At 57.1% G+C, this 25,666-nt stretch carries 22 protein-coding genes; 12 read left to right on the forward strand and 10 right to left on the reverse strand.

Going from position 1 to position 25,666, the window contains the following annotated elements; genetic code table 11:
- Positions 1–269 precede the first annotated feature (269 nt).
- The 7 genes from ABJK56_RS15800 (at position 270) to ABJK56_RS15830 (ending at position 5,274) form a co-directional block, all read left to right on the forward strand.
- The gene (locus tag ABJK56_RS15800; protein ID WP_347245637.1) at positions 270–1,073 is read left to right on the forward strand and encodes a choice-of-anchor N protein; all 804 of its coding nucleotides are present in this window, start codon (positions 270–272) and stop codon (positions 1,071–1,073) included.
- Positions 1,074–1,367: 294 nt separating this feature from the next.
- Positions 1,368–1,622: a hypothetical protein gene (locus tag ABJK56_RS15805; RefSeq protein WP_347245638.1), complete on the forward strand. Its 255-nt coding sequence runs from the start codon at positions 1,368–1,370 to the stop codon at positions 1,620–1,622.
- Positions 1,623–1,733: 111 nt separating this feature from the next.
- Positions 1,734–2,552: a hypothetical protein gene (locus ABJK56_RS15810; protein ID WP_347245639.1), complete on the forward strand. Its 819-nt coding sequence runs from the start codon at positions 1,734–1,736 to the stop codon at positions 2,550–2,552.
- Complete coding sequence (locus ABJK56_RS15815) at positions 2,549–3,271, forward strand: YdcF family protein (RefSeq protein WP_347245640.1); 723 nt, start codon at positions 2,549–2,551, stop codon at positions 3,269–3,271. The genes ABJK56_RS15810 and ABJK56_RS15815 overlap by 4 nt, the downstream gene beginning before the upstream one ends.
- A 19-nt stretch (positions 3,272–3,290) precedes the next feature.
- Positions 3,291–3,488, forward strand: a complete 198-nt coding sequence (locus tag ABJK56_RS15820; protein WP_347245641.1) for a hypothetical protein — start codon at positions 3,291–3,293, stop codon at positions 3,486–3,488.
- Between the two features lie 75 nt (positions 3,489–3,563).
- Complete coding sequence (locus tag ABJK56_RS15825) at positions 3,564–4,220, forward strand: response regulator transcription factor (protein WP_347245642.1); 657 nt, start codon at positions 3,564–3,566, stop codon at positions 4,218–4,220.
- 118 nt (positions 4,221–4,338) lie between these two features.
- Positions 4,339–5,274, forward strand: a complete 936-nt coding sequence (locus ABJK56_RS15830; protein ID WP_347245643.1) for a WecB/TagA/CpsF family glycosyltransferase — start codon at positions 4,339–4,341, stop codon at positions 5,272–5,274.
- 7 nt (positions 5,275–5,281) lie between these two features.
- Here the strand turns inward: ABJK56_RS15830 and ABJK56_RS15835 are convergent, their stop codons facing one another.
- The 3 genes from ABJK56_RS15835 to ABJK56_RS15845 form a co-directional block, all read right to left on the reverse strand.
- The gene (locus tag ABJK56_RS15835) at positions 5,282–7,435 is read right to left on the reverse strand and encodes a thioredoxin-like domain-containing protein (protein ID WP_347245644.1); all 2,154 of its coding nucleotides are present in this window, start codon (positions 7,433–7,435) and stop codon (positions 5,282–5,284) included.
- 326 nt (positions 7,436–7,761) lie between these two features.
- A complete protein-coding gene (locus tag ABJK56_RS15840) occupies positions 7,762–8,763 on the reverse strand; it encodes a PrsW family glutamic-type intramembrane protease (protein ID WP_347245645.1) in 1,002 nt (333 codons plus the stop codon).
- Between the two features lie 159 nt (positions 8,764–8,922).
- Positions 8,923–10,113 (reverse strand): hypothetical protein, encoded by a 1,191-nt coding sequence (locus tag ABJK56_RS15845; protein ID WP_347245646.1) that lies wholly within the window; start codon positions 10,111–10,113, stop codon positions 8,923–8,925.
- 342 nt (positions 10,114–10,455) lie between these two features.
- Here ABJK56_RS15845 and ABJK56_RS15850 point away from each other — a divergent pair, with 342 nt between their 5' ends.
- Together ABJK56_RS15850 and clpP are read left to right on the forward strand one after the other, a co-directional pair.
- Positions 10,456–11,091, forward strand: coding sequence for an ATP-dependent Clp protease proteolytic subunit (locus ABJK56_RS15850; RefSeq protein WP_347245647.1), 636 nt, complete (start codon positions 10,456–10,458; stop codon positions 11,089–11,091).
- A gap of 149 nt (positions 11,092–11,240) precedes the next feature.
- Positions 11,241–11,843: an ATP-dependent Clp endopeptidase proteolytic subunit ClpP gene (gene clpP / locus ABJK56_RS15855; RefSeq protein ID WP_347245648.1), complete on the forward strand. Its 603-nt coding sequence runs from the start codon at positions 11,241–11,243 to the stop codon at positions 11,841–11,843.
- A gap of 48 nt (positions 11,844–11,891) precedes the next feature.
- Here the strand turns inward: clpP and ABJK56_RS15860 are convergent, their stop codons facing one another.
- The 3 genes from ABJK56_RS15860 to ABJK56_RS15870 all read right to left on the reverse strand — a co-directional run bounded on the left by ABJK56_RS15860 (position 11,892) and on the right by ABJK56_RS15870 (position 16,393).
- The gene (locus ABJK56_RS15860; RefSeq protein ID WP_347245649.1) at positions 11,892–12,833 is read right to left on the reverse strand and encodes a MoxR family ATPase; all 942 of its coding nucleotides are present in this window, start codon (positions 12,831–12,833) and stop codon (positions 11,892–11,894) included.
- A 348-nt stretch (positions 12,834–13,181) separates the two neighbouring features.
- Positions 13,182–15,665 carry a TolC family protein gene (locus ABJK56_RS15865; protein ID WP_347245650.1) on the reverse strand — a complete coding sequence of 828 codons (2,484 nt, stop codon included), beginning with the start codon at positions 15,663–15,665 and terminating at the stop codon, positions 13,182–13,184.
- Positions 15,666–15,952: 287 nt separating this feature from the next.
- Complete coding sequence (locus tag ABJK56_RS15870) at positions 15,953–16,393, reverse strand: secondary thiamine-phosphate synthase enzyme YjbQ (protein WP_347245651.1); 441 nt, start codon at positions 16,391–16,393, stop codon at positions 15,953–15,955.
- A gap of 216 nt (positions 16,394–16,609) precedes the next feature.
- Between ABJK56_RS15870 and ABJK56_RS15875 the strand changes: the two genes are divergently transcribed.
- On the forward strand, positions 16,610–16,834 hold the full coding sequence (locus ABJK56_RS15875; protein WP_347245652.1) for a hypothetical protein: 225 nt from the start codon (positions 16,610–16,612) through the stop codon (positions 16,832–16,834).
- Between the two features lie 705 nt (positions 16,835–17,539).
- Here ABJK56_RS15875 and ABJK56_RS15880 read toward each other — a convergent pair.
- The 4 genes from ABJK56_RS15880 to ABJK56_RS15895 form a co-directional block, all read right to left on the reverse strand.
- Positions 17,540–18,751: a trehalase family glycosidase gene (locus ABJK56_RS15880; protein ID WP_347245653.1), complete on the reverse strand. Its 1,212-nt coding sequence runs from the start codon at positions 18,749–18,751 to the stop codon at positions 17,540–17,542.
- Between the two features lie 122 nt (positions 18,752–18,873).
- On the reverse strand, positions 18,874–19,593 hold the full coding sequence (locus ABJK56_RS15885; RefSeq protein WP_347245654.1) for a DUF1080 domain-containing protein: 720 nt from the start codon (positions 19,591–19,593) through the stop codon (positions 18,874–18,876).
- Between the two features lie 150 nt (positions 19,594–19,743).
- A complete protein-coding gene (locus ABJK56_RS15890; protein WP_347245655.1) occupies positions 19,744–21,240 on the reverse strand; it encodes a sulfatase in 1,497 nt (498 codons plus the stop codon).
- Positions 21,241–21,299: 59 nt separating this feature from the next.
- Complete coding sequence (locus ABJK56_RS15895; protein ID WP_347245656.1) at positions 21,300–23,447, reverse strand: beta-galactosidase; 2,148 nt, start codon at positions 23,445–23,447, stop codon at positions 21,300–21,302.
- Positions 23,448–23,699: 252 nt separating this feature from the next.
- Here ABJK56_RS15895 and ABJK56_RS15900 point away from each other — a divergent pair, with 252 nt between their 5' ends.
- Positions 23,700–25,187, forward strand: a complete 1,488-nt coding sequence (locus ABJK56_RS15900) for a HAMP domain-containing sensor histidine kinase (RefSeq protein WP_347245657.1) — start codon at positions 23,700–23,702, stop codon at positions 25,185–25,187.
- Positions 25,188–25,190: 3 nt separating this feature from the next.
- Positions 25,191–25,666 (forward strand): response regulator (locus ABJK56_RS15905; RefSeq protein ID WP_347245658.1); only part of this gene is annotated, 476 nt, incomplete at its 3' end.

Here is a 25,666-nt window from a genome sequence, read left to right on the forward strand (position 1 = left end):
TGTTAAGTTGGCATCAAATGGCATCGATGGAAGCTCGCTCATGGATTTCCTCGACCGCTCTTACACAAGTCTCCGCTAATGGAATCCCCTCTATCTGGTTATTGTCCTTTGATCCCATCAGAGTATACTGCAATCGTTAGCTGCAACAGCCGTCATCCGGGAGTGAAGACAAACACGGCAGTCGGTTGACGGTCGGAAGCCACGCATCGGTAGCGTGGTTTCAAATGTCGAGGGGGCGTTTAAGTTCGTTTCCTGTGGGAGAGCAAAATATGTTCGGCAACCGTGGATTTTGCTTAAATACGTTGTTCGGTAGCATATTGGCATTAGCTGGCTGGGTTGGAAACGGCCGGGTCCTCGCGGAACCAACTCTTCAGATTTATTTGGAAGGTGGGCTCTACGACACAGCGACACAAAGTTGGTACCTGGCACCGCCGGGTTCGTCAGCCGGAGAACCGTTTCGCTTGTGGATCATCGGCGACACCTCCAAGGGACCTATTGAGGAGGTGCGTCTTTCCATGGCTTACTCGTCCATTTACCGGGCTAACGGCGTCGATCTTGCTGTGACCATCACTCCGACCACCACAGGTGGTCTTTTTGGATTCACCGATCCTTCGACCCCACCCCCTCCGACCTTTCTTCAGTACGGCGCTGAGGGTACTCAGCCGGTCCTGGGAGATGGGTCTCCCCTGCCTGCCCACGGGATTTATGGTGAGGGTGTCGTATGGCAGGAGTGGCTTCTGGGAGACTTCACGCTTTCGGATTCGCCCATTGGCGATTTCATCAACAATATACCCCCTCCAGGGTCGAAGACCGGTCAAATCAACGTTTACGAGGTAGCTATCACTTTTTCCGATGGCTCCAGCGCTCACGGTGTTAATGTGCATTTTGACGCCTACAACCACGTGGAAGCAAAAAACCACGTACGATACCGGTTCGCCCCGTTTTCGCACGATGCTGACGGGGTTGTGACGGTCGTGCCCGAGCCGGGGACTATGGTCGCTCTCGCTTCCATCGTCGGCAGTGCAATGGTATTCGGGACAGGAGTGCTTTCCCGACGGCGAAAGAAGGGCTGACCAAACGACATTCAAACCGCTTTCGACTGCGGGTGCGGTGAAATCACCGTCGCCAGCCCGGTTGTTCCTGTTGGGCAACACGCCATCGGAGACATGTTTCGTTCAAGCAACATTCCAGCGCTTCTTTTGCGAAGTCCTCTTCCTTTTCAGGTCGCCTCGGCAGGTTTTTTGAAGTCGGCGTCGTTTCGGCACGCCGCGTGCTTGTCTGGTGTACGAGGTTAGCAACGTCTGTAGGTTCCAATCCCCAATCGCTGCTGGTTCTGGCCGATTTTTGCGCTGAGGAGAAAATAGTCTATGAATCGCCTCTTTTCATCGCGTCGCCGGTGCTCATCTCGTCGTGGCGTGCTGAGCTTCGAGTGGATTCTTCTCATTTCGCTCCTTGTGATCGGGATAATCGGGGGGCTGGCAGCCGTGCGGAATGCTTTGCTCAGCGAGCTAAACGATCTCTCTCAGGCCGTAGAAGCAATCAACGTTTGCGGAACGTGCGATCCGGCCAGTTGTCCGCCCGGAAACCCCGACTGCTGCGACGACCCCTGGTGGTGCCCGTAAGCTTTGACCCGGCTCCTTGCTCGTCCAAACAGTGATTGAGATACAATGGGGCTATGAACCGCGGGAATCGTCAGCCCCGTTCGGCGCATTGGCCTTTCGGGTAAGGTAGTGATGGAATCGCCCCACAACTCTGAGATCGCCAGCCGTACCGTCGCCCTGGCGGGCGCACGTGCATCCATTTCGCCGGAGCGAACTGTTCGCCGTTCTCGCTGGCGACGCCATCTGCTTGTTGCGGCGACCCTGATCTTCGTCTTCGGGCTGATTGTCCACCGCCTGTGGCTTCCGCTCCTCGTTTATCCACTCCTAGCACCTTCGGTTTGCCCTCCCCATGCGGTCGATGTTATATGGATCCGCAGTTCGGATGGGCACTCCCTGTCTACGGAAGACGCGATTCCTCAAGCAGCCGACATTTTCCACCAGAATCCGGAAGCCGTTGTTCTTTTTACAGAAGGATGGCCGAGCCGACTGGTGGAATTGGGCGTCATCCCGCCGATGGTGGAGGTCCTGCGGTCAGCCCTCAAGGATTACGGTATTCCTCCTGAGCGGGTGATCGAACTCAAATCCGATCAAATTGGACTGTGGTATGAAGCACAGGCGGTGGCGGACTACTTGCAGCGGCATCCCGATTCGTATGCTGTTTTTTTTGTGGAAGAATTTGGCGGAAGAAGCACTTCGCTGGTTCTTCGATCCGCCATGGGCGACGACATTTATCACCGCGTGACCCTCGTTGGGGTGCCCCATCCCCAATTCTCTGCGGCAAACTGGTGGCGTTGCCGGGCAGGCATCAAAGGGGCCATGGTGGGCTATCTGTACCTTATTTATTCCGTCGTAGCACCCCGGCCGGTGGTAGCTCCGCGCCCTTTGACGCTCGAAGATTTTGATAAATTGATACCAGAATGTCCACGGCCCAGAGGAAAATCCACACCATGAGACGTCGGTGGGTAGCCGTTCTGGTGGTTGTGGCCATCGGTGGTTTGGCCGCCGCACACCAATGGTGGCTTCCCCACCTGGCAAGTTGGCTGGATGTCAGCGGCCCCCTCCGACGTGCCGACTATGCTATGGTCATGGGGGGAGGTTTGGAAAGCCGGCCTGTTCTGGCGGCGGTATTATATCGAAAAGGTTGGGTCGATCGGATTCTCATCTCGGAAATCAGATCTATCCCCTCCAAGGTTCGCCCCCTCATGCCACCGGAGCACGAACTCACAAAAGCTCTTTTGATACGCCTGGGGGTACCGGAAGACCGAATCATACTCCTGCGGGGGGACCATGCGGCAACTTTTCATGAGGTCGTTTCCTTGCGGGATTTACTCACCGCCTCCCCCTCGGTTCGGGTGATTATTGTCACAGACGCAGTCCACACCCGTCGGACTGCCTGGAGTGTGCACCTCTTACTGGGGCCGATGGCCGATCGGGTCGGGTTTATCGGGGTTCCGTCAGAGCGCTATGACCTCCACCGATGGTGGCAGTCCGCTGATGGCTTCTTCATGGTCACCAGCGAGTGTCTCAAACTTTTCTCTTACTGGATTATTTATGGGTCTGGCAAATGGTGGATACCGGTCCTTATCGGCTTGATCGTCCTGTACGGCATGTTCCGGCGTCACTTCGCGCATCGCCAATCGCATCACAATCCGGACCATGCGACGGCCTGAAAGGGCATGAGGCCCACCCTTGCCAACGACCCATGTCCACCGCCAACCACCTCGCCGTGGCGTTCAGGCCGTGATTGTCACCGCACGATGCTCCTCCTGGCACGTCTTTGTTTCTACACTCCTGGCTCCCAAATTCCCCAAGTTGGTGGTGTGGCACTACCGCACTCGGAGCCAAGCTGGTAAGATTATCGTGGTGGTGGTGCGACCGTCATTTTGAGGGGGAAAAGCGTCGGGGCCAAACGTGTTGGTGGGGCGTTGATTCGAGGGGATGTAAGCTGGGAGATGTATTGCCATGAGCGAGGCGCAACTTGAACCCAGAAAAATTCGTGTGTTCATCGCTGATGACCATGAGATGGTGAGGGTGGGTCTTCGCGCCATGTTTCAGGGAACGGAGATCGAGGTCGTCGGGGAAGCGGGGACGGGCGAAGAGGCGGTCGACTTCCTTCTCAGCTATGATGTGGACGTTGCCATCCTCGACGTGCGAATGCCCCGCGGCGACGGCCTCAATGCCCTTGGTCGAATCAAGCTGGAAAAACCCAACCTGCCGGTTCTGATCCTTTCCACGTTTGACAATCCCAGCTACGTCGCTCGAGCCATAGCATTTGGGGCCCAAGGGTACCTCCTCAAGAGTTGCACGCGCGACGAGCTCCTGGAGGCCATTCGGGCAGCCGCCCGCGGGGAAAACATTTGGACTCGGGAGGAACTTCGGCGGGTGGCGGGGGGACTGGCTACGCCACGGACGCAGGCAAATATCGACATCCCGCTGACCCAGCGGGAAAGCGAGGTGCTGCGCCATCTTGCCCGGGGAATGACCAATAAAGAGATCGCTTACGCCCTCAAAATCAGCTATGAAACCGTCAAGGAGCACGTCCAACATATTTTGAAAAAGATCGGCGTCACGGATCGGACGCAGGCGGCCGTCTGGGCCGTGAAAAATGGGTTGGTATAAATTTGCCGACCGTACCACTGGTCTAAACGGAGCGGAAGCGAGTTCTTCCGTTTTTTTTGCGCTGCCATTTCTTTTCCGTATGCCACATTTTCTGGGCAGTCAGAAGATCTTCCCAAAAATGATCCGTCCTTTTTCAACCGCCCAGCTACGGTGGAAAGCGATGGCCGTTATCCCCCTATCCCCAGCCAATTTTCCCCGCTTTGAATCGGACCTGGTCCTTAAACCCTGGGAAATCGAGAGCACCAATTCTGAGGTCCCATTTCCACTCCCCCCCGGGGCGCGCGTTCCAGCACTGCCAGAAAAACCGGCTTTGCCTGACCCCGTGGAAGTCTTGGGGTTACCCATTTCGCCGTGGACAAAGAGCCAGGTCCTGGAGTTTGTGGATTGGCTTGTCCAGCGAGGTCAACCCTCGTTTTTCATCACCGCCAATCTCCATTACGCCCGACTGACGGCGCAACTGGCCGATTTGAAGGAGATCAACAAGAAGGCTGCTTTTATCGTCGCCGATGGAATGCCTCTCCTCTGGGCTGCGCGCTGGCTGGGACGTCCCCTGCCTGAACGGGTGACGGGAGCGGACCTTGTTTGGGATCTTTCCGAACTGGCGGCCTCCCGCGGTTATCCTGTCTTCCTTTTGGGTGGGGCTCCGGGAGTCGCCGAAACAGCGGCACGAAAACTGGTGGAAAAGTTCCCACGACTAGTCATCGCGGGGACGGCAGCCCCGATGCTCGATACGCTGGAACCGGCCTGCGAGGCGGAATTGATTCGTCGGATCAGACGCAGCGGAGCCCAAATCCTTTTTGCTGCCTTCGGCCAGCCGAAGGGAGAACGCTGGTTGGCTTCGCACATTGATGCACTGGGTGTTCCAGTGGCCGTTCAGGTGGGGGCCGCTCTGGATTTTGCTGCGGGACGCATTCGTCGTGCACCGCGATTTCTCCAGCGCATCGGTTTGGAATGGGCCTACCGAATTCTGTGCGATCCCCGCCGTCTCACTCCCCGGTACCTTGCCGACGGCCTGTTCTTCCTGCGAGCCCTTGGGCAACTCCGAAAAGAATGAGTTTTAACTAACTGCCCACGGTGTGCTCGAGGACCAAAGTGTTCGCACCACCATCGGAAACTTCAATTGGAATACGCCAGCCTTGGATCCCGATGCGGCACAGACCACGGCCGGACTTCTCGCACCAGTAGAACACTGCCACAACTTCCAGCGTCGTGGTTCCGGAATCCAATGGGGAGAGCTCGATTTCGATAGGACCTTCTTGTGGGGTGACGCGATAAACCTCGAACTCTCGCTTCGATTCCCCAGACGGAGCGGACGAGGCAGACTGGTCTAATCGCCGAACCCGAATCTCCACCGGCATGGCCAGGTTCAACCCATGGTCCGGAGGGAACCAAAGATCCAGGCGAATTTTCACCGGCGAACCCAACCGGACGGAGACTTTTTCTCGGGTGATGAAGTGAACGTCGGCGAGAGGCGGTTCACTTTCGCGTTTAACCTGTGGTGCCTGCAAACCTTTGATGATCAATGTCGTTACCCGAACGGCTGGGGCAAGCTCAAGTCGTCGAATCGCGTGGTTATTCGTGTCGGCCACGTAGAGGACGGTATCCGAAGCGGGCGAGATCCCAGCCGGCTCGTCGAAACGGGGTGGATCGTCGCTGTTACCCGGCTGGCTGTCGCCGGCCACGGTCACAGTTTCTCCAGTTTCGGGATTTACCCGCTTGATCTTGTTGTTGTACGTATCGGCCACATAGAGGAATTTCCCTGCATAGCACAGACCTATAGGATGCTGAAGAAGCACCTGCGGGGCGGGGCCGTCGCGGTCGCCAAATGTAAACAGCCGAGCGGCCATCAAGCGAGCGGTTCCCACCACCGTGCGGACTTCCCCACCCGTTTGAAGCGGGACGGCACGAATGGAACTGCCCTCACTATCGGCCACATAAAGCCACCGACCATCGGTGGCCAATCCACTGGGCTGCGCGAAGGAAGCAAACCCCAAAGCATAAGGTGAGGGTGGAAGAAGTGGACCGTCAACGATGTCCTCGCGGGCATTTCCTGCGTAGGGACCAATCTGGCTGAACTGGGTATCCATCCGCCAAATTTGGTGACAGCCGGCCATCGCAATGTAGACCCACTCTCCAACCACGCACAGGTCCCACGGGCTACTCAACTCCGTGGAAAGAGGGGTCTCCATGCGCATCGTGGGCGGGCGTCGCAGTTGAACGCCTGTTCCAGCGACTGTTTTGACGACGCGTTTTTCGAGATCGACCGCGCGAATCGCATGATTTTCCGTGTCCGCCACCAGAAGGACTTGACCGAGAAGCGCCATACCCTGAGGGCTAGAAAACTGGGCCGCACTGAACTCCCCATCCCGAAAACCAGGTTCACCTGTACCAATCACGGCGAGAAGATCACCTTCTAACGTGCTCACAACAATCCGATGATGTCCCGAGTCCGCTATAAAAAGCCGGTTTCCCGCAGAATCAACCAGAATCTTGCCGGGAAAGCGCAACGGGGTGGGTTGAAAGCGGCGGGCAAGCGTCTCGAAATGAATTGGTGTGCGGTCCAGAGTTCCTCGTTTTTCGTAATAGGCGATCGCGGGCCGCAAGAGCTGATCTAATGCTTCGAATGTCGTTTCCCCGCTTTGCCCCCACACGACAAAACCTTCGGGATCGATCAGAACCAGCGTCGGCCACGCGTTGACACCGAACCGCCGCCAGATTGTCATGTTGTGATCGTTGACGACGGGATGCTCGATCCCGTAACGCAAAATAGCCTGCTTGATGTTCTCGCTATCGCGTTCTTCATCGAACTTTGCGGAATGCACGCCAATCACCACGAGTTCCCGCGGATACTTCGCCTCCAGCTTCTTCAACTCGGGGATGATGTGCATGCAGTTGATGCAACAGTACGTCCAGAAGTCGATCAGGACAAATTTGCCCCGGAGGTCTTCCCACCGCAGGGGCCCTGCTGTGTTCAACCATTCCACATTGTCTGGCAGTTCCGGGACAGGATGACGTATTGCAAAGGGTGATGCTTCCATACTCAGACCTCTATTTGCACAAACAAGAGAGACAAACATGAGCGTGCCAGTGAAGATCACCAGCAACATTCGCGAGCGACAACACCTCGTCAATCCGATCGGCGCAGCCGCATCCCGACACCGTTTCAGGTAGGCTGGCAACCGCATGAGGGCGTTGGAGTGTCTGGGGCAGATCATCGTCCTATCCTTCATGCCTACAAGATCTCACACCACATCTCAGCCTCGATAGAAAGTTACGTCTACATTGTCAAACACACGGCTCGAGATCGATTTGTCCTAAAGTCTCCGTGTGCTGAATCCCGCGAATCAGCACAAGGCTGGGGTGCTCCCGAGCCAGTTCAGAACAACCGCGGGTCTTTGACTGCCCAATCCTATACCCAACTAGATGGCTTGGACAATCACCAGCGCCTGCGGCGGCTTGCTGTCTCGTCGGTCCAACAAGGCATTGAGCCCGACTTTCTCGGACCAGACTATCCAAAGGCTAAGAAGGAGCTCCCAACTTTTCACGAGGCCTGAGATAACTGAGAGACGAGCCGCACAAATTCCTGCTGGACTCTCTGCTGGATTCCAGAAGTGTCGGGATCGCTGGAAAGGGCCGCCTGCCGAAGTGCCAGTTCACTGCACAGAACCACTGCCCTGCAGGTCACATCGTAGTGCAGAGGAAGGAAAATGCGCAGCCGGGCGGGCAGAAATCGCCGACGAAGGAGCGCCGCCTGCTCAGGCCGAATCCGGCCTTGGCGCACTTGTTCATCGAGATATTGCACAAACGAACCGTACTCTCGTCGCAAAATAGCAATCACGACTACCACGGCCACAAGCCACGCCAACCCGTCAACCCAGCCGGCGACGCTGATCGGGGAATATCCGGTCCGCTCACCGAGAAACAGCACGGCGCCATTTCTAAGAACGCGCACACCGTAGACGCCGCTCCAGAGTGTCAGTGCAGTATGCCAGCGCTGCCACAGTTTAGGACGACTCTGTGCCCAGGCCAGGGCGGCGCCAATGGCCGCTCCGCAAAGCGTGGCCATAAATCCCCCAGCAACCACGCGGCTCACGAACACATTGGCAGTGCCGCTGTAACCCGCAGGCTGCCATCCCGCCAGATAGAGATAAAACACATTCTGAATGGCGGCGAATCCCGCAGCGATCACGCCTCCGTAGATCATTGCCTCCGAAAGATAAGCAAACTGCTTACGGAACATCAGCATCACCACCAGGATCGCGAGGGCCTTGAGGCCCTCTTCTACAGCGGGGGCCACAAGAAGAAACCGGCGAGGGACCTCCAGGGCCTGACTCTCCAGGTGAAATGCCATATTCCACGGGACCAATAACCCCAGGAACAAATTGGCGAACACGCCGGCCACAAGGCCCCAGCCAAACACACATCCGAGTAGATAAGTCTCCTGCCACCGGTATCGCTCCAGCCAGTAGAAGAACCAGGCGAAGCAAACACCGGCCAGTAGGGACCCAATAATGCATACGAGCAATCCGAGGGCTTCGCTCATCCTTGCATTCCCTCAGTCGACTGTCAGAGCGTAACTGATAACCCACCTCCGGTAGTAATAATCCACCCTTTCCGCCTTCCCGATAATCCGACGCTTTAACGAAACATTTTGCCGTGGCCAGGCCCCGCGGTTGGCACGGGCTCCCGCACGGCAGGTGTATTAGCGCCGCCGATCGCGTGATCCATAGCCGGATCGCCGATTTCTCGCTTCCAAGTTCTTTTGGATCACATAACCGACCACCTCAGCCCAACCAGGAACCGCTTTGTGAGATGGTCGCGGAATTTCCTCATCCTCGGCTTCCTGATTTTCTTCCTCTTCTGCCGCGCTCGTGACGGAAGGATCGCTCCGCCGTTTGCGAGGGGATCCAGTCTCCGGTTCCTCATGGACTACCTGGCTAGCCACCGCTTTTTCCGAAGATTCTCCCGTCTCCCCATTGCCCTCGGCACCACTCACGGCGAGCTCCACGATCTCGGGCAGCTCTTCCTCGAACGGCTCTGGAGAAACCGGCGCCACCCCAGACCGTTTCTTGCGACGTCTTCTGCGGCGTTTTTTCTTTTCGCCCGGTAGGGCCTCGGCTTCCATCGCGGCTGACCCAGATGCCGGCACGTCTGTCACCACCGGTTGAAGTGTAGCCGTATCCGCCGCCACTGCACGCCCGACAGACGCCGGCGTGAGAATTTCTTCCACCACTGGGGCAAATGCGGCTGGGGGATTTTCCCTAGCCCCAGGGGCGACCACCTGCTCTTCGAGCCAGTTCCCTTCAGGAACCACCTCCGCCTGAACCACCTCCCGTGCCTCTTCCTCCGGTGGCAAGGTCACCGCCACCAGCGAGGCCTCTTCGAACGGTACGGGGGCAATCGTCTGTGCAACCGGAGCGAGCCATTCCAGAGCGGCGGGATGCGGTGCAGTCGTCTGGCAAGTGCCCTTCTCTTCCTTCCCTTCCGCACTGATCTCCCCAGGCTTGGCCTCTTCAGCCGTTGCGGGCGATTCTTTGGGCCGTAGTCCAAGCTGGGCCGCGATATCATCCCAATTTCCTCCCGACGGAGTCCGGGGTGTCCATCGCCGGAGAGGAATGCGGTCCGGAATTGCCTCCAGCGGGATGGTTCCCGCTGGCTTTGCAGAAACTTGTGTCGTGGGAACGCCTCGCGTTTCTTCCCGGGATGTCCGGATCTCGGACGAGGTTTCGGCTGGGTGTGTTGCAGTTCCTTCCCCGGTCGCCGTGGCATCCGTGGAAGGTTCTGCCGAGCTCGCGTTACTCTCGCCCGGCCGAAGACCGAGGATCTCGGCCAATTTCGACCACGGATCGCTCTCGGCGCGCTGCTTGCTTGTCGATTCAGACGCTTCTGCCATGGGTGTTCGATATGCCCAAATAGCTAGTCTTCAACGGGTTAAACGCCACGCCGACGCCAAATGCCGCCGCGGGAATTAACAAAACCAAGGCAGCGACTCCGATCTTTTCTTAATTTTTCGCATTCCTTAATATACGCCAGCTTTGTGTTCATGAAAAGCAAGCCCGCCAGGACGTTGGGAGAGCCAATCGGTCGCTTGTCAGGGCCCTGCTGGGCCGGGTACGATAACATTTCCTGTATTGCGGAATGAGCAGCACCGGACGGCTTTGCGGCCGACGGTTGGCAGTGCTGCCCGCCGCAAGACGGTTGATCAACTGACCAGGTAAAGGATGTGCCTATGTTTATGAATCAGTGGCTTCCGTTTCCGATAGACCAACTCGCCCAGGCCGGGTATCGAGAGTACCAACGCCAGCGGCAGCTCACGCTGGGGGATCTCCTGCTGGAAAACCGGATCATCCTCCTCCAGGGCCCCATCTACGACCTCAACGCGAGTGAGGTCATCATGAAACTCCTCTACTTGCAAAGCGAAAACCGCCGTAAAGACATCCATTTTTACATCAACTCCCCAGGTGGAAGCGTCACCGCCACACTAGCAATTTACGACACGATGCAGATTCTCAGTTGTCCCGTGGCTACCTATTGTGTGGGCCTGGCTGCCAGCGGAGGAGCGGTCCTTTTAGCAGGAGGCACCAAAGGCAAACGCTTCGCGCTTCCGCACTCCAAGGTGATGATCCACCAGCCCTACGGCCAGGTGGGTGGCCAGGTGAGCGATATCGAAATTCAAACTCAGGAGATTCTCCGTACGCGTGACATCCTCAATCAGATCCTTGCTCAACACACGGGACAGCCGATCGAACGCATCGCAAAGGACACGGATCGAGATTTCTACATGACCGCTGAGGAAGCCAAGGCCTACGGCATTGTGGACGATATCCTTTCCAAACAGACTCAGGAAAAGCCCGAAGACGATCTGGAATGAACGGGGGGACCGATCGCAAAAGGGTTGGTGCCACTCGATTGTACCCCACTATGTCAGGCGTGTAGGTGTCGGCGGTGGCGGATCGCAAGGAAAAGCCTGGGAAACGGCTCGCTCCACGAAAACAATTGCAATGCTCAGGAGACTGAATTATGACGTTGATCCCCTTCGTTATTGAACGGACTGGTCGCGAAGAGCGGGCGATGGACATTTACAGTCGCCTGCTCAAAGATCGGATTGTGTTTATTGGTGCTCCCATCACGGACGAACTCGCCAACTCGGTGGTCGCGCAATTGCTCTATTTGCAGTCCGAAAACCCCAAGGCGGACGTCCATATTTATATCAATTCACCGGGTGGGAGTGTCACCGCGGGCCTGGCTATCTACGATACGATGCAGTTCATCCGCTGCGATGTGGCGACCTATTGCATTGGCCAGGCAGCTTCGATGGCGGCCGTCCTCCTGGCTGCGGGAACCAAGGGTAAGCGCTACGCCTTGCCCAACTCGCGGATCATGATTCATCAGCCGATGGCCGGTGTTGAGGGAACCGCTACCGAAATCATGATTCATGCCAAGGAATTTCGGAACCTCAAAGAACGGATCAATCGCATCCTGATCAAACATACGGGACACCCTCTTGAGAAAATTGAAAAGGACACCGATCGAGATTGTTTCATGTCTGCCGAAGAAGCCCGCGACTACGGACTGATCGACCACGTGATCGAGCGTGCCCCAGAGCCGGTAGAAGGACAGTAATTCTTTACGAGCTGGGAAACCGCAGCTTCAGCATTTCCAGAACAAACATCACGAGGGCACCGGTGTGTCTTCTACCAGGCGACGGATGAGGGCTTCTACGGCGTCCCTCTGGCCTCCGTGCAGATACCCCTGCGTGATGACACGGTGGGCGAGGACGGGAACGGCAAGGGCCTGGATGTCGTCAGGCACTACGAAATCCCGTCCTCCCAAAAACGCCCGAGCCTGGGCCGCTCTATAAAGAACCAGCGACGCACGCACACTGGCACCCACCCGGATTTCCGGGCACTTGCGGGTCGCTTCCACAAGGTCGAGAAGATATTCGAGCACGGATCGCTCCATGCGGACCTCACGAACAGCGGCCTGCAGTGTCAGCACCTGCTCCGTCGTGAGCACCGGCTCAAGCGAATCCACCGGTTCTCCGTTGCGATGCTGCTCTAACAGTTCCCGCTCGAAGTCACGGGCCGGATACCCCACGGAAATCCGCAGCAGAAACCGGTCCATCTGGCTTTCCGGTAGGGGATAGGTCCCCTCGAATTCCAACGGATTCTGAGTAGCAATAACAAGAAATGGCTGGGGCAAAGGATACGTTTTGCCCTCCACAGTTACCTGCGCCTCGTTCATGGCCTCAAGAAGAGCGCTTTGCGTGCGGGGAGTGGCACGATTGATTTCGTCGGCCAAAACGACGTTTGCAAAAATCGGCCCGGGGTAAAAGACAAATTCGCGGCGATCCGCATGATACAAGTTGCTTCCCGTAATGTCCGATGGCAGCAGATCCGGTGTAAACTGGATGCGGCGGAACACGCCCGCAATACTCCGGGCAATTGCCTTGCCCAGCAGCGTTTTGCCCACTCCCGGAACATCTTCGAGGAGGAGGTGTTCCCCGGCCAACAAGGCGATCAGGCACATCTCCACGACCGATTCTTTGCCGAGGAGCACGCCGTTAATATTCTTTCGCAGCGCCTGGAGAAGGCGAAACGCTTCGTCGTCCATAAGGCAAGTACGCCTGAATCAAAATGAGTGTCTCGTGTCGTTGGCGGAAACGAGCTGAGCGGAGCATCAAAGACCTGAAGCCGCTGCCATGCCCGGCCTAGCGCCCCAATTATACTCTAGCCAGCTTCGACATCCTTCGCCCAGACCCGAAAGAAAAGACGCCCACCGCATGGGTGATGCGCACAGTTGGCGGGACAACTGGCTCACTGAAGAGGAAAGAGATACGCCAAACCTGTCACAGCCGGATTCAAAGAACTCCGACAGCAGCGGATCTTTCGCGCACAAGCGGACAAGAATGCGGCACCTCCCCGGCAGGCCCAGATTGTCGGGAAGTCCACGACTTCCCCGTCACGGTTTGACCGCCCGCCAGGATTCGGCCGTCGCCCCCGCTGGTGGACTCTCGCGCGGTTCGTTTTCCGCATTTGGGGCTTTGTTCCTGGGATGCTCCCCGTCCGACACGCCCACCCAGGCAACCTGTTCGAGCTCGCCCGCCTCCTTTTCCCCGCCGGCTGTATCCCCCATTTGGTGCGATGCAACGAGGCGTTGCGCCGCCGAACGGCCTGCCTGAAAATGCGTGCCCAGCGCCGTCAACTCTTGATTCCCGGGTGCAACGTGCGTGACAACACGCTCGTGGGATTGGCCGGTGTCACGTCTTGTCGCCTGGCTGACTTGAGCGCCGGAGTTGACGGACCTTGCCTTCGCAATGCGCTGGGGCCCGCCAGCCTCCCGCCAGCCTGAATCGGCACGAGGACTGATACGCATTGTGGAAGGAAAGGCTGGAACCGCCGGTCCTTCGTCACCGGTGCTTTCTTCGGGCTTAGGAGCCGGCAATACCTCGGGTCCCTCTGGCTTGGTTCCGGGTTCGGTCGCACCCTCACCCTCGGCAGTGAACGGGTTACCGGAGACTGATTCCCGCCGGCCTGCATGTTGATCGTACTCCCCGCGGCTGAAGACCGGCGGATTGGTCATGCCGTAATTGAGATAGATGCCGGCATCGCGAGCACGGGCCCGGCGAAGCGCATCAAAGTACGCTTTTTCCGGCCAAGGCCCTTCGGTGAGATACACGCCGTTGTACTCAAGCAGGGAACCCTTCCGAAAGTGGAGATGGCTGATCGCGAACATGTACTTGGTGAGGGCCTGATAATACTGGATTTCTGCTTCCGCCCGACGTTGCTGCGCGTTGAGCAACAGGTCTAGCGTCGCCGTCCCCGCGTCGTACATTGCCGTCACTGCGCGGACCTCGTTCTCCGCAGCACCCGTCCTGTTGTAGTTGGTCTGAGCGAGTGTGTAATATTCGTCGATCTCGCGCAAAACCCAGGCAATCTGGTGCGAGATTTCCAGCTCCTGCTCCTGGAGAATGGCTTTTTCCCGGGCAAGGTTGAGCTGGGCATTGCGGACCGCGGCGAGTTCTTTGCGGAAGCCAATCGGGATCTGCAATTGCATCCCGAGCTCCCAGTCCTGGAAGTCGCCCGAGGTCAGTGATCCGTACGCATTCGATGTGCTGTTGTCAGGATCGAGCAAATCGTGTCCCAGCCCGTTCCAGCGGTAAAACCCAAAGAAATCGAGTCGCGGCAGCAAGTAGTTCTTGGCGGCGATCAGTTCAAGTTCAGCCTTTTTAACACGCCACTTTTCTCGACGCAGGAGCGGATTGCGAACGAGGGCCTCGGCATGGACATCGTAAAAGTCGAACTGGACTTTTGCCCGGGTGGGCTCATCTTTGGGCCTGATGAGCCGGCCGTCGGTAGCGGCAAGTCCCATCAGGTAGCGAAGATTGTTTTCCGCTTTGTAGAGAGAGCTGAGCGACTGTTCCACGGCTGCGCGGAACGCCAGGTATTGTTGACGGGCCTGCGCTTCCTCCTGGGCACTCCCCCCGCGACCGCCGACCTCATACTTTGCCCGAACCTGTCGCCACGTCTGGAGGGCCGCATCCCGTCCCGCAATCACTGTGTCAAGCTGGCGATAGGCCAAATAGAGAGTCCAGTAAGCCTTTTCCACGTCCAGCAGAAGTTCCGAGACGGACTGTTCAAACTCCGCCAGGCGCTGATCCGTTTCGAGTCGCGCGATGAGCACCCCATTGTAAATCCCCGGAATAGTGTTAGGACCGGCGATCCGATTGAACGTCACACCCGCCCCCTGAAGTAATGGTTGTCGGAACTCCGCCTGAAGATTTGCCGTCCAGTTACTTGGCCAGGCCCGGCTAGCAGTGGCGTTGTTCCATTCGTAGCCCACATTGTGACTGATGCTAAATGTTCCACCCGTGGCGTAAGTCTTCGACAGTTGCGTCTGGAAAGTACCGAGGTCCTGGCGGAAGGCCGATGGCCGGAAGAACGTCACAAAACCTGCCACGTTTTGAGGTGTATCCAGCTTTTGCCAGAAAAGCCGTGTACTCAGTTGCGCATCAAATTCAGCCAGCACTGCTTCAACACCGGTGCGCGGATTGGTCTCCTGACGGGCTGGGTCGTAAATCGATGCCGCACCTTCGGGAGCCACGGTGAGCGTCGTTTCTGGCAGACGCGGTGCCCCGACATCCGGTTGATTCAGACTTCGGATGATCTTGCTATTCTGAAGTGCGATGCGAACCGCCTCTTCGAGTGAAAGATCCCAGTATTCTTTCACCTCGCTGTTGGAAATCGTAAAGGGCGGCAAAACCTTTTGGACTTCGTCCAGGGAATCAGCTTCCACATCTGGATACTCAATTTGTGTGGCCTTGTCCACGTAATGGGAAAGATCACCGTCTTCATGGAGGAAGAACGGTTGCTGGGGACGGCACCCGAGCATCCCAGCAGATACAATTCCGCAGACCACAGCGAGCATGCCTCTCGGCAGCCTCATGGGCGACATCCTCTCTGAAGCACGAGCTCTCCTGGCGAGGCACCAACGCGCCACCCAAGACGAAACGAGAGCGCGTTAAATCCTGCGGAATTGTTATCGACGAGTTGATCGTTAAACTTTGACAAATCAGAGCATCTTAACACGCAGTCCTTGCGCGCGGCCCAGGCTTTCACGCTGTGAGAATTAAAACAACCGGGTAAAGATAAGCAAGAACAGGAAAAATAGATAATACAAGCCCGACGAGACACCTCTCGCCCCGAACCGGGTGCACCGGCAGACGAAATTCATCACTCAGGAGCTTTTTGGCCGAACAGTGTCAGCACAATCCGCCGCCCCGAATTGTGCCGGCGATGTTCGCAAAGGAATATCCCCTGCCAGGTTCCCAGGGCGAGCCGGCCGTTACGCACAGGAACGAGAACACTGCAGCCCAGGATGGAGCACTTGCCATGGGCAGGCATGTCATCGGCGCCTTCCACTGTGTGGACGTACCGAAAGCCCTCCGGGACGAGATGATCGAACACACGATCGAGATCGGCCGCCACATCAGGGTCAGCGGATTCGTTGATTGTCACCGAAGCCGAAGTATGCTGGAGAAACACATGCAGAAGGCCGCGCTGGAACTGGCGCAGCTCAGGGAGTGCCTCGACGACATGCCGTGTGATGGGATGAAATCCTTTTCCGAACCGCGGCAATTCAATTTCTCGTTGAACCCAATCTATTCCAACCATGCAACCAGTCTCTCGCAGTCTTTGCAGAACACCAATGCTCTCAACCGCTCCTGCAATTCTCTTACAATATGCAACGTGCGGTTTATTTCCGCAAGATTTCCGAATAGAATGAGGTGAGACAAAAAGCCATTCGCACGGCGAGGCGGCTCGCCCCAGCGGGCTCGGAATCGCGGGTTACTGGAGATCGAAGCGACTTCTGTAAGTTGGAACCCGAGTATGACCTGCAAACACTTGCAAGAGCTTTACGCTCTATGTGAGAGGTATAACCTGAAGATTACGGGCGCTGAACTCGTTCGCATTGTCTGTCCCACATGTGGTGTCGACGAAGTGTGTCCCAACGTCCTCACGGAAGAGTACGAGAGACGTCACGGACAGGTCTCTGGTCAGGAGACCACCCAACCGCAGCCGCAAGAGTCTCCCCCCATTAACCCGTCGCCGTAACCAGGTGTCCTCGTCGCCTTTTCAATCTGGAAGTTACATGCGACAAATCGCCAGTTGACGCATGTGCCGTTTCGGGAGTCACCCCCCAAATGATGGGTTCGTCTGGTCTTCTGCTGCGAAAAAACCCCGCCTCAAGCTCTTCAGCTGCGCGGGGCACTAAAGCACGGTCCCTATTCGCGCACAAAACCTCTACTAGTACACTAACGTTTTTCCCCGTCCTTTTAGCGAGCTTTTTTGACGGGTCGAACGTACAAAATAAATGGGGCGAGAACTCGAGCCCCCGGTTTTTGGATCACTACGAGGAAACGTCTTTCAGCTGAAAAAGGAGTGGAAACTATGCCAGCAGTTGTCAATCAGGAGACTTGCAACGGTTGCGGTGAATGCGTCCAGGCTTGCCCGTTGGATGCAATCAAGATCGAAAACGAAAAAGCTCACGTTGATCCGGATACTTGCGGGGACTGCGGGGCCTGCGTTGACGTTTGCCCGACGCAGTCGATCACCCTTTCGTGACTCCCTCGGTCGGCGGGATATCGCATCCATCTATCTAGGTAGTCCGCAAACTGACCGCTTGGGGTGGCCCCCGGGCGGGCCAGGTTTATTTTTGGGACCTTCTTCGAAACTGGCAGGACGGCGAATCTCCGTGGTCCAGCCGGGTCGGTTTCTTACCATTTCCCGCTGTTTGGGGAAGGTCATTCGATCCCGCAATTATCTCCGCATCTTTAAGAGTTGTCTGAAGCCGGGCAGTGGAGCGGTGGCACTGGCGACGTATTTTGGGAGTCGGACAACGTCACCATTCGCCCATTCCACGAATCCACGCTGGTGACAATCTTCGGCAAAATCGAGAAGGGTCTTCTCCGCGAGTACGGGATCGATCTGGGCAAGCGCCACAACAAACCAGCCCGTGGGTACAGGCCAGTAGCCGCCGTTTTGATACGTCTCGGGAGATGCCTTGCAGACCTCCCAATAGGCACCTCCGGGCAAATGGCGGATCTTACCTTTTTGCACGATCTCGGCGTAGTGATCACGGAAATAGCTGCCGATTTTTTTGCTTTGATCGGAAGAGGCAACACCTAGGTAGACGGCGAAAGCCGACCCCCAAATGTCAGGCTGCCGGCACTGATGGGTAGCGGCCAGAAAGAGACCAGTATTGTCGTCCCACAAGATTGTCCGGATCGCCCCCGCAAGGCGATTGGCCTCCTCCAGATAGCCAATCGCTCTTTCTGAATATCCGCAGGCCGACTCCATTTCCGCCATCTGCTGATAACTCTGATAGAGCAAGAGGGAGCAAAAAAGAACAGCCCCCTTTTTCACCACCGTATCCGTGAACCCGTAAGGACAGCGATCCCATTCTTTTTCCGGGTCAATCCAAACAAGCCCCGAGGTCGCATTGCGAGGCACGACCGTCAGCGCCTTTTCGAGACGTGGCAGAATCTTCCGGAGAAGCTCTCGGTCGTTGACCCGTTTCCACGTATGGTAGGCGACATCCACCAGAAACTGGGACCCGTCAGCGACGGGATTCTCGCCCATTGTGCCCATGCCTGGTTTGAAGATGGGCTTTCCGTCGAATGTGACACAATCGACGCAGGTGCCATCGGTTGCCTGAGCGTTTAGGAAGATGGCCAGGCAATGGCGGAGCTCCTCCTCGGTGAAGGCGTCGGCGGCTCCTTCCAGCATGTAGGCATAATCGCGGAGCCAGAAGGCCTCATATCCGATTCCCACCTGAGGCGGAAAAACCGCCCGACCATCCGGGAGTGCGCGACGGCATTCCCGGACCAGGTTTCTCGCCTGCGATTCCAGCCACGTCACCGCCTCGGAGGCACTCCTCCAGGGGACCTGTGCCCCCTGTTCCGCGAAACCTCCCGAAGCCCTCCACGTAGCGGAGACCGCGATTGTGAGGACCAACACTGTGGTTCGCATGGGCAACCTCCGGCCGCAGGCTGCATCAATAGCAAAAGAAATAGCGGCATCCGGTCAACCTAGAGCAGATTTACTCGGTATTTAATACCTGTGTGAGGTGCGCGGGCAAACAACCGCTGGAGTCAGTGCGATCCCGCCTGCTGCTGGGCTTCTTCCGGAGGAATTTCCCGAATGAAAATATTGCGGAAATAGAGTTTGTTGCCGTGATTTTGAAGCTCGATCGGGCCGGTACGATAAACCGGCTTGTCGCGCTCCCAGTAGTTTTCCAGTACCACGTTATCCACCACCAGTTCACCATTAAGCCACACACTGACGCGGTCTCCGATCATTCGGATGCGGAACCGGTTCCACTCCCCGACCGGCTTGTCTGCCCGCTTGAGTGGTTTATTCGGGTGTTTTTGATTGTTGAAGAGTCCGCCTGAGCCTTCCGGATGGTCATTGGCATCCCAAATTTGGACCTGCGGGCATCCTCGGAGATAGATTCCCGAGTCACCATGCGGAAGGATCTTCCAATCCACCCAAAGTTCGAAGTCGCCGTAATCGCGGGCGGTGCAGAGGTTGTCGCCTTCTCCATCAAATACTAGGACACCGTCTTCCACGTGCCAGTGTTCGCGCATCCGCTGATCCGCGATTTCCTGAGCCTTGGCCAGTTCCTCGGGCGACATTTTCGCCCGGGTAACCGGATTCCCCACCAGTCCTTTCCACCCGGTCAAATCTTTTCCATTAAACAGTGCCACAAAGCCAGGCGGCGGCACGTTGTTTTCACCAGACTCCGCAGTTAGTGCAACATTTGCCGCGCCTGTCAGGATACTCCCGAGAATCAACAAGTTGAAAAGTCGCATAGCTTTCTCCTTTCGAGTAACGCTTTAAGTCGTCAACGCGATGTGTTAACGCAAAGCACCAATTCCCACCACGCGACCGAGGCATCCATCATGCCGGATGGCCGCCATTATTTTCTGAGCTGACGGGCGCACCGTCAACCACCCGGACCATTAACGGTTCCGGCGGACCGTTCCTTCGGCCCCATAGTAGGGCGCACGGTCCCAGTAGTCCGTATCACCCAGCGCACGGGGATCACCCGTGGACACCATCCATTCGCGAAGTTTAGCTTTCAGTTCGTTCTCGATCTCGGCAAGTTCCGGTTTTCCAGAAAGATTGTGCATCTCGCCGGGGTCTGCCTGGAGATCATACAACTCGAATTCGGGCCGTTTGGCCCCGGCTGCGGCAAGGAAGAATGGGCGGATTTCCGGATCATCTTTGCGGTCGAGTATCTCTGACCAGGTGGGCGAGCCATCGATATCGCCGTAATCCCGCCCCACACTTTCTTCCGGAGGATTCCCAGCCGGCCAAAGATGCGGGCGCAAATTCCAGATCAAATGCCAGCGTTCGGTAATGATGGAACGGATCGGATAACTCGCGTTATCCGGTCGCGTGCAAGTGTGCCGCTCACGCTCTGTAAAGACGTGATCGCGTGAAGGATCCACTCGTCCCGATTTATTGGAGAGCAAGACGTTCAGGAAACTCCTACCTGTCATCTCCGGAAGCGGCTCCAGACCCGCCGCTTCCAGGATTGTGGGAGCAATATCGGTGAGCGAAATGAAATCATCCACGATTCGGCCACCGGGAACGCGTGCTCGCCAGCAAATCGCCAGCGGTACATGGGTGCCGGCATCATAACACGTGGCCTTGGCTTTGGGGAATGGCATACCGTTGTCGCCAGTCACGATGATGAGAGTGTTATCCAGCCGACCGGCTTTTTCGAGCAGAGTTAAAGCTTCGCCCAGTTCTCGGTCGAAACGTTCAACTTCGAATAGATAGTCGGCAATGTCGCTGCGCACAGTCGGCGTGTCGGGAAGGAACGCCGGCACACGGACCCGTTTCGGATCGATGCCTGCGGCCTCTCCCGAGCCTTTCTGATATGGTCGGTGAGGATCAGACGTCCCGAACCAGAAGCAGAAAGGTTTGTCGGGTGGCACAGTCTTGAGAAACTGCTCAAAACTCTTGAAGGAAGGCCCCGCCGGGTTGCGCTTTCTTCCGGTCCCTTCCAGAGAACCGGGCCCCCAGCCTTTGCGCATGCTGCCGATGACATAGCCGTTCTCTTCGAGAATATCGGGATAGCAACGGAACTTCGCCATAAGGCGGCTGTGCAGATTGGCCCCCTCTTCCAGTCGATGTGACGCCTGTCCGGTGAGCAGGGCTCCGCGAGACGCCGTGCAGGTGGGGGCATTCACGTGAGCGCGGGTGAAGAGAACACCTTCTCGGGCGATGCGATCGAACGTGGGCGTACGCGCCGCCGGGTCTCCATAGGCTCCCGCATGGGGCCAGGCCCAATCGTCAGCAATCGCCAGCAAGATGTTGGGACGTGACGCCGGGCGTTCCTCCCCGAAGCCTGTGCTGGTAAACAACGGCATGACGTAAAAACCGGCAGCGATCATCAACAGACTGCCCACCATCCTGAGAATCCGCCGTTGAACGTTGTTGTGACTCATTGCCTGCATCTCCTCCCCGAAATGAAACCCAGCCACCTGGTTCACGTTAAAATCTGACCTTAGCGACCCGAAGCGCTCCGCAGGGTGTACATGCTGGAGGCAACATCCCGAGCGGCCTGGATGATCTCGGGATACGGTGTATCACACACATCGAGGAAGCCGATCTGGTAGTTTTCGCCGTCGCCCCGACCAGTGGTGGGTTGATCCATGAGCTGGAACCAATGCGTCCCCACAATGTGCGGATGAAGCAGGCCGCTTTTCACATAGCGGCGATAACATTCGGCGCGGTCCACCTGATCGGCGGCTTCGCGAAGTCCCGTGTGGAACATCCCCCGATCCAGAGCCCCGAAATGGAATTCCCCGATAATCACGGGTTTATCAATTCCCTCCGGCAAACGGAGAGATGCCACGCTGACCTCATACCGATTGAAACTGACCACATCGCAATAAAGGGACGCCGCACGAATGGCTCGATCGTTCACCCAGGCAAACCGGCAACCGAGATAGAGTTTATCAGGGGCGAATTTTTTGACCGCATCGCGGCAGCGACGGAAATATGTTTCAGCAATTTCACTGTAGAAGGCGGCAAGATCCTCACGAGCCTTTTTCTGATCGACCTCGTCCGTTTTTTGGAGGAAATCGTCCCAGGAACTGAAATTCGTTCCCCAAACGGCGTTCAGTTTGGCAATATCTCCATATTTTTGCCAGAGGCGTTCTTGGAAAACTTTCTTGGCGGGTTGATCTGCTGGCGAACGGACTGTCGCCACTGCCAGGGAAAGCTCGTCGCCCCAGCTCAGTTCGTTGTCCACGAAGTATCCCAAACACCACGGATCTTTTGCTGACGAATCCGCCTCGCGCTGCATCGCCGCCAAAAGGCCGCGGTCAAAATTGGGATCAAACGGATCTGCAAACTTGCCCCAGTATCCGGTGGACCCCTCAATTCGCCGGGCTCCCGAAGAAAGCGTCACCACGTACGGCGTTCTCCGCATACCGTAAATGGCCGGATCTGACCAGTTGCCGATGGTATTAATACCCCAGCTCCGCAACCGCTGATGCATTCGCTCGTTGAACGTTTTTTCCCAGTTCGGACCGTACTTCCGGAGAAGATTGGCGCCGGAAAAGCAGAAAGTCTGATACGTGCCTTTACCCTGATAGTAGCCGTGAGGTGCCCAAGACGCCCGACCGTAAAACACGCCAAAGGGACCGTCTTTCGGCGGCAGTTGGAACCAGTGCTCCCGATCAGTGATCGGCGTGGTGGCCGTCGTGCTGCGAACACAATCCATCCCGTGTGACCAGAAGAGGCGCCCCTCTGGATCAACCAGCCACCATTTGCCTTCATGTTTGGTGACGCGAAAGTGACCTGTTGCCTCCAGGTGCGGTCCGCTCTTCCAACCGCCAAACTGGTCCCAATCACCTGGGCCGGGATGGGCTGCCAGATCACGATCCTCTTCCCGGATCTTCTCAGCTAGTTCCTCGACGCTGTGGATTTTCCCCGGCCAATCGCGATGCCGATACTGGCCGAACTCGTCAATCAACGGAAACAATTTGCTGGTTTCGCCATTCCACCACGGGGGCGTTTGAAAACTCCCACTCGCAAATATTTTTTGGACTTCCACAGCACTGCTGGGCGAAAAATCTCGGATGGAGAGAACCACTTCCTCCAAAGTAGACACGTCGATGCCCCCTTCCGGGTCAAGCAGCTCGGGAAAACCCCGCATACCGAAGAATACATCCCTGAGCGGCTCTGGAACTGCACGGCGGAGAGTCAGTCGAAGATGGACGGTCTCGCCAGGTTCCAGAATGTAATCGCGGGAAAGACTTTTGCCTTTACTCCTTGCTCGCCATTGAATCCGTAGCGTCTCCGCAGAAGGATTGCTCAGTTCAATGCCGACGTACCGAAATGACGAAAGATTCCAGGTCTTCGTAGGTGCGTGAAAGCGGACCGTGGCTGAGTCCGCCCCCGCTTCCGGTCGAATCCGCAGAACGGAAACCCCATCCCGGGATATGACCTCAGCCGTCGCCCGTTCTAACCGGTAACCGTCTGCCTTTTCCGGGGACCACAGCACTTCCACGGACGTAGTAGTCGGTTGCTCGGCCTGAACTAGCCCGTTCGGAAACACCGACAAAACACACCAATAGCCCCAAACAACGAGCAGGGCCAGCGGCCCATTCGCACGGCGGCAACCTTCACGAAGGCGGTGTTTCATGCGTTGAGAACCTCCAAAATGCGGGAAAAATGCAGGACCTTTGATGCGTGGTCACTAATACCACCAGGTTCACTGACGCATGTGTTTCTGTGCTATCGTGAACCGTGCCCCTATGGTACGACGCAACGCGGCGCCCTTCAAGGACTTTAGGATTGATTGGGGATCATTTAGACTGAGCAAAAGAGGTCGCCTCGTTCCCGTACCTGGCTCCTTTGAGAAAACAATTTTCACCCCCGCAGTGGAAATCTGGCGATGTCGCCATCTCGCCTTCAGTATGGATGGACCAAAACCGTTGGCCCCGTCGTTCGCTGGGTGGCCGGACGGCGACGCGCGCTCGCATGGCGATTGTTTACCGGATTTGTCCTGGTCGCCTTGGGCAGCAGCCTCATTGCAGGCCTGGGTACCGCATTGTTTTGGCGACAGCATGTGCAAACGCGCCAGGAACGAGAGTTACAGCGCGTCGCTGATATTGTGGCCCACGCCAGGTTTCCCCTGAGCAGAAGTGTGCTGCAACAAATGCGGGAACTTTCCGGAGTGGAGTTCGTCACGGCATCCCGCAGCGGACAAATCCTCGACACGACACTTTCTCTCGACAAACGCGACGAGAAACTGTTAAGCGTGATCCTCCAGCATCATGCAGAAGATCGAGAACCCACTCGCACGGTGAACCTGTCGGGCAAGCAATACCGGGTCAGGAAAATTTTCGTGGCGTACCGGACGGGCTCACCGAACGACGTGTATGCTGTGCTCCTTCTCCACGAGCAAGCAGCCCTGGTATCGGAGATGGCACCGATTCTTCCTGCGACGGGCGTCGCCGCTGGATGTGCCGTCGCTCTTTCCGCGATTGTCTCCGTGTGGCTGGCTCGCACCATCGCCAAACCACTCACTGACCTGGCCAGGGCAACCGTTCGGGCAGCCCGAGACTGGGATACATCCATTCCCTTTCCGTCAACTAGCAATGAGGTTCGTGACCTGGCCGTGGCGATTCAGCAAATGATCCGCCAGCGACAGGAGTTCGAACGGGCACTCCGCGAGGAAGAGCGTAACCATGCACTCCATGAAATGGGGCGGGGGCTCGCCCACCAATTGAGGAACCTGGTGACCGCTCTCCGGCTGGCCGTGGACCTTCACGTCCAGTCCTGCCATGGCACCCAGGCTGATGACGAATTGACGGTCGCGTACCGCCAACTTCAGGCAATAGAGGTGACACTTCGCGAGTTTCTCACGCTGACCACTCAGGCTCCTCATCCGGAACTTATTGATTTGCGGGCACTGCTGGACGAAGTTCTGGAGTTGCTCCAGCCAGCCATTGAGCATGCCCAGGTGGCGCTTCGAGTGGAAGTTTCGCAGGATTCCGACGGACAGTTTCCTGTAAAAGGACATCGGTGGTCCCTCTTCCAACTGATGGCCAATTTGATCACCAATGGATTTGAAGCAGCCCGACAGAGCTCTCACCAGCCTCAGGTGTGGATCCTGCTGGATCGCCAGGATAACACAGGGCAATTGGTGGTGAGGGACAACGGGCCGGGCGTGGCAAGCCAAGTGCAGGAGCGATTGTTCAAGGCACCGGTTACGACCAAGCCGGACGGAATCGGCCTGGGCCTTTTGGTGTGTCAAACTGTGGCGGCTCAACACTGCGGCACACTGAACTGGTCTCGCGAAGGTGAGTGGACCGAATTCGTTTTTGAATTCCCGCTGGCGTCAAATGGAAATCGCTCATCGGAAGAAGTGCAGGCTTGAAGCATGGCGCGCATTGTGATTGTGGATGATCAACCGGATATTTGCTGGGCGCTGTCCAAGCTTGCCCGACAAATGGGGCATTCCGCCGTGACACTGACGGCGGCGGAAGATCTGTTCCGCCAACTGGAAGAGACTCCCGGCGATCTCGTGATCCTCGACGTGCGTTTGCCCGGGATGGACGGTCTGGAGGCCCTGCGGAAACTTCGCCAACTTCGCCCCCGAATGCCCGTCATCGTCATCACGGCTTACGGTGATCTGGAGGTCGCTGTCCAGGCGATGCAGGCAGGAGCATTTGAGTACCTGACAAAGCCCTTCACTTTGGAGGGCGCAGCTCAGGCTATCAAGCGCGCCCTGGTACCCCCTACCCCGGGAAGTGCATCGCCGAATGCAGCGGAGGGCCTGCAGGAAAATGAGCCGCGGCTGATCGGCGTTTCACCCGCCATGCAGGCAGTCTTCAAGCAGATTGCCGTGGTGGCGCC

It is taken from the genome of Thermogutta sp. (genome assembly GCF_039793925.1).
Taxonomy (GTDB): domain Bacteria; phylum Planctomycetota; class Planctomycetia; order Pirellulales; family Thermoguttaceae; genus Thermogutta.

Excerpts from the sequence above, each read along its gene's own strand:
- ABJK56_RS15800 (WP_347245637.1), top strand. The coding sequence starts at position 270 with ATGTTCGGCAACCGTGGATTTTGCTTAAATACGTTGTTCGGTAGCATA.
- ABJK56_RS15805 (WP_347245638.1), top strand. The coding sequence starts at position 1,368 with ATGAATCGCCTCTTTTCATCGCGTCGCCGGTGCTCATCTCGTCGTGGC.
- ABJK56_RS15810 (WP_347245639.1), top strand. The coding sequence starts at position 1,734 with ATGGAATCGCCCCACAACTCTGAGATCGCCAGCCGTACCGTCGCCCTG.
- ABJK56_RS15815 (WP_347245640.1), top strand. The coding sequence starts at position 2,549 with ATGAGACGTCGGTGGGTAGCCGTTCTGGTGGTTGTGGCCATCGGTGGT.
- ABJK56_RS15825 (WP_347245642.1), top strand. The coding sequence starts at position 3,564 with ATGAGCGAGGCGCAACTTGAACCCAGAAAAATTCGTGTGTTCATCGCT.
- ABJK56_RS15830 (WP_347245643.1), top strand. The coding sequence starts at position 4,339 with ATGATCCGTCCTTTTTCAACCGCCCAGCTACGGTGGAAAGCGATGGCC.
- ABJK56_RS15835 (WP_347245644.1), bottom strand. The coding sequence starts at position 7,435 with ATGATCTGCCCCAGACACTCCAACGCCCTCATGCGGTTGCCAGCCTAC.
- ABJK56_RS15840 (WP_347245645.1), bottom strand. The coding sequence starts at position 8,763 with ATGAGCGAAGCCCTCGGATTGCTCGTATGCATTATTGGGTCCCTACTG.
- ABJK56_RS15845 (WP_347245646.1), bottom strand. The coding sequence starts at position 10,113 with ATGGCAGAAGCGTCTGAATCGACAAGCAAGCAGCGCGCCGAGAGCGAT.
- ABJK56_RS15850 (WP_347245647.1), top strand. The coding sequence starts at position 10,456 with ATGAATCAGTGGCTTCCGTTTCCGATAGACCAACTCGCCCAGGCCGGG.
- clpP (WP_347245648.1), top strand. The coding sequence starts at position 11,241 with ATGACGTTGATCCCCTTCGTTATTGAACGGACTGGTCGCGAAGAGCGG.
- ABJK56_RS15860 (WP_347245649.1), bottom strand. The coding sequence starts at position 12,833 with ATGGACGACGAAGCGTTTCGCCTTCTCCAGGCGCTGCGAAAGAATATT.
- ABJK56_RS15865 (WP_347245650.1), bottom strand. The coding sequence starts at position 15,665 with ATGAGGCTGCCGAGAGGCATGCTCGCTGTGGTCTGCGGAATTGTATCT.
- ABJK56_RS15870 (WP_347245651.1), bottom strand. The coding sequence starts at position 16,393 with ATGGTTGGAATAGATTGGGTTCAACGAGAAATTGAATTGCCGCGGTTC.
- ABJK56_RS15875 (WP_347245652.1), top strand. The coding sequence starts at position 16,610 with ATGACCTGCAAACACTTGCAAGAGCTTTACGCTCTATGTGAGAGGTAT.
- ABJK56_RS15880 (WP_347245653.1), bottom strand. The coding sequence starts at position 18,751 with ATGCGAACCACAGTGTTGGTCCTCACAATCGCGGTCTCCGCTACGTGG.
- ABJK56_RS15885 (WP_347245654.1), bottom strand. The coding sequence starts at position 19,593 with ATGCGACTTTTCAACTTGTTGATTCTCGGGAGTATCCTGACAGGCGCG.
- ABJK56_RS15890 (WP_347245655.1), bottom strand. The coding sequence starts at position 21,240 with ATGAGTCACAACAACGTTCAACGGCGGATTCTCAGGATGGTGGGCAGT.
- ABJK56_RS15895 (WP_347245656.1), bottom strand. The coding sequence starts at position 23,447 with ATGAAACACCGCCTTCGTGAAGGTTGCCGCCGTGCGAATGGGCCGCTG.
- ABJK56_RS15900 (WP_347245657.1), top strand. The coding sequence starts at position 23,700 with ATGTCGCCATCTCGCCTTCAGTATGGATGGACCAAAACCGTTGGCCCC.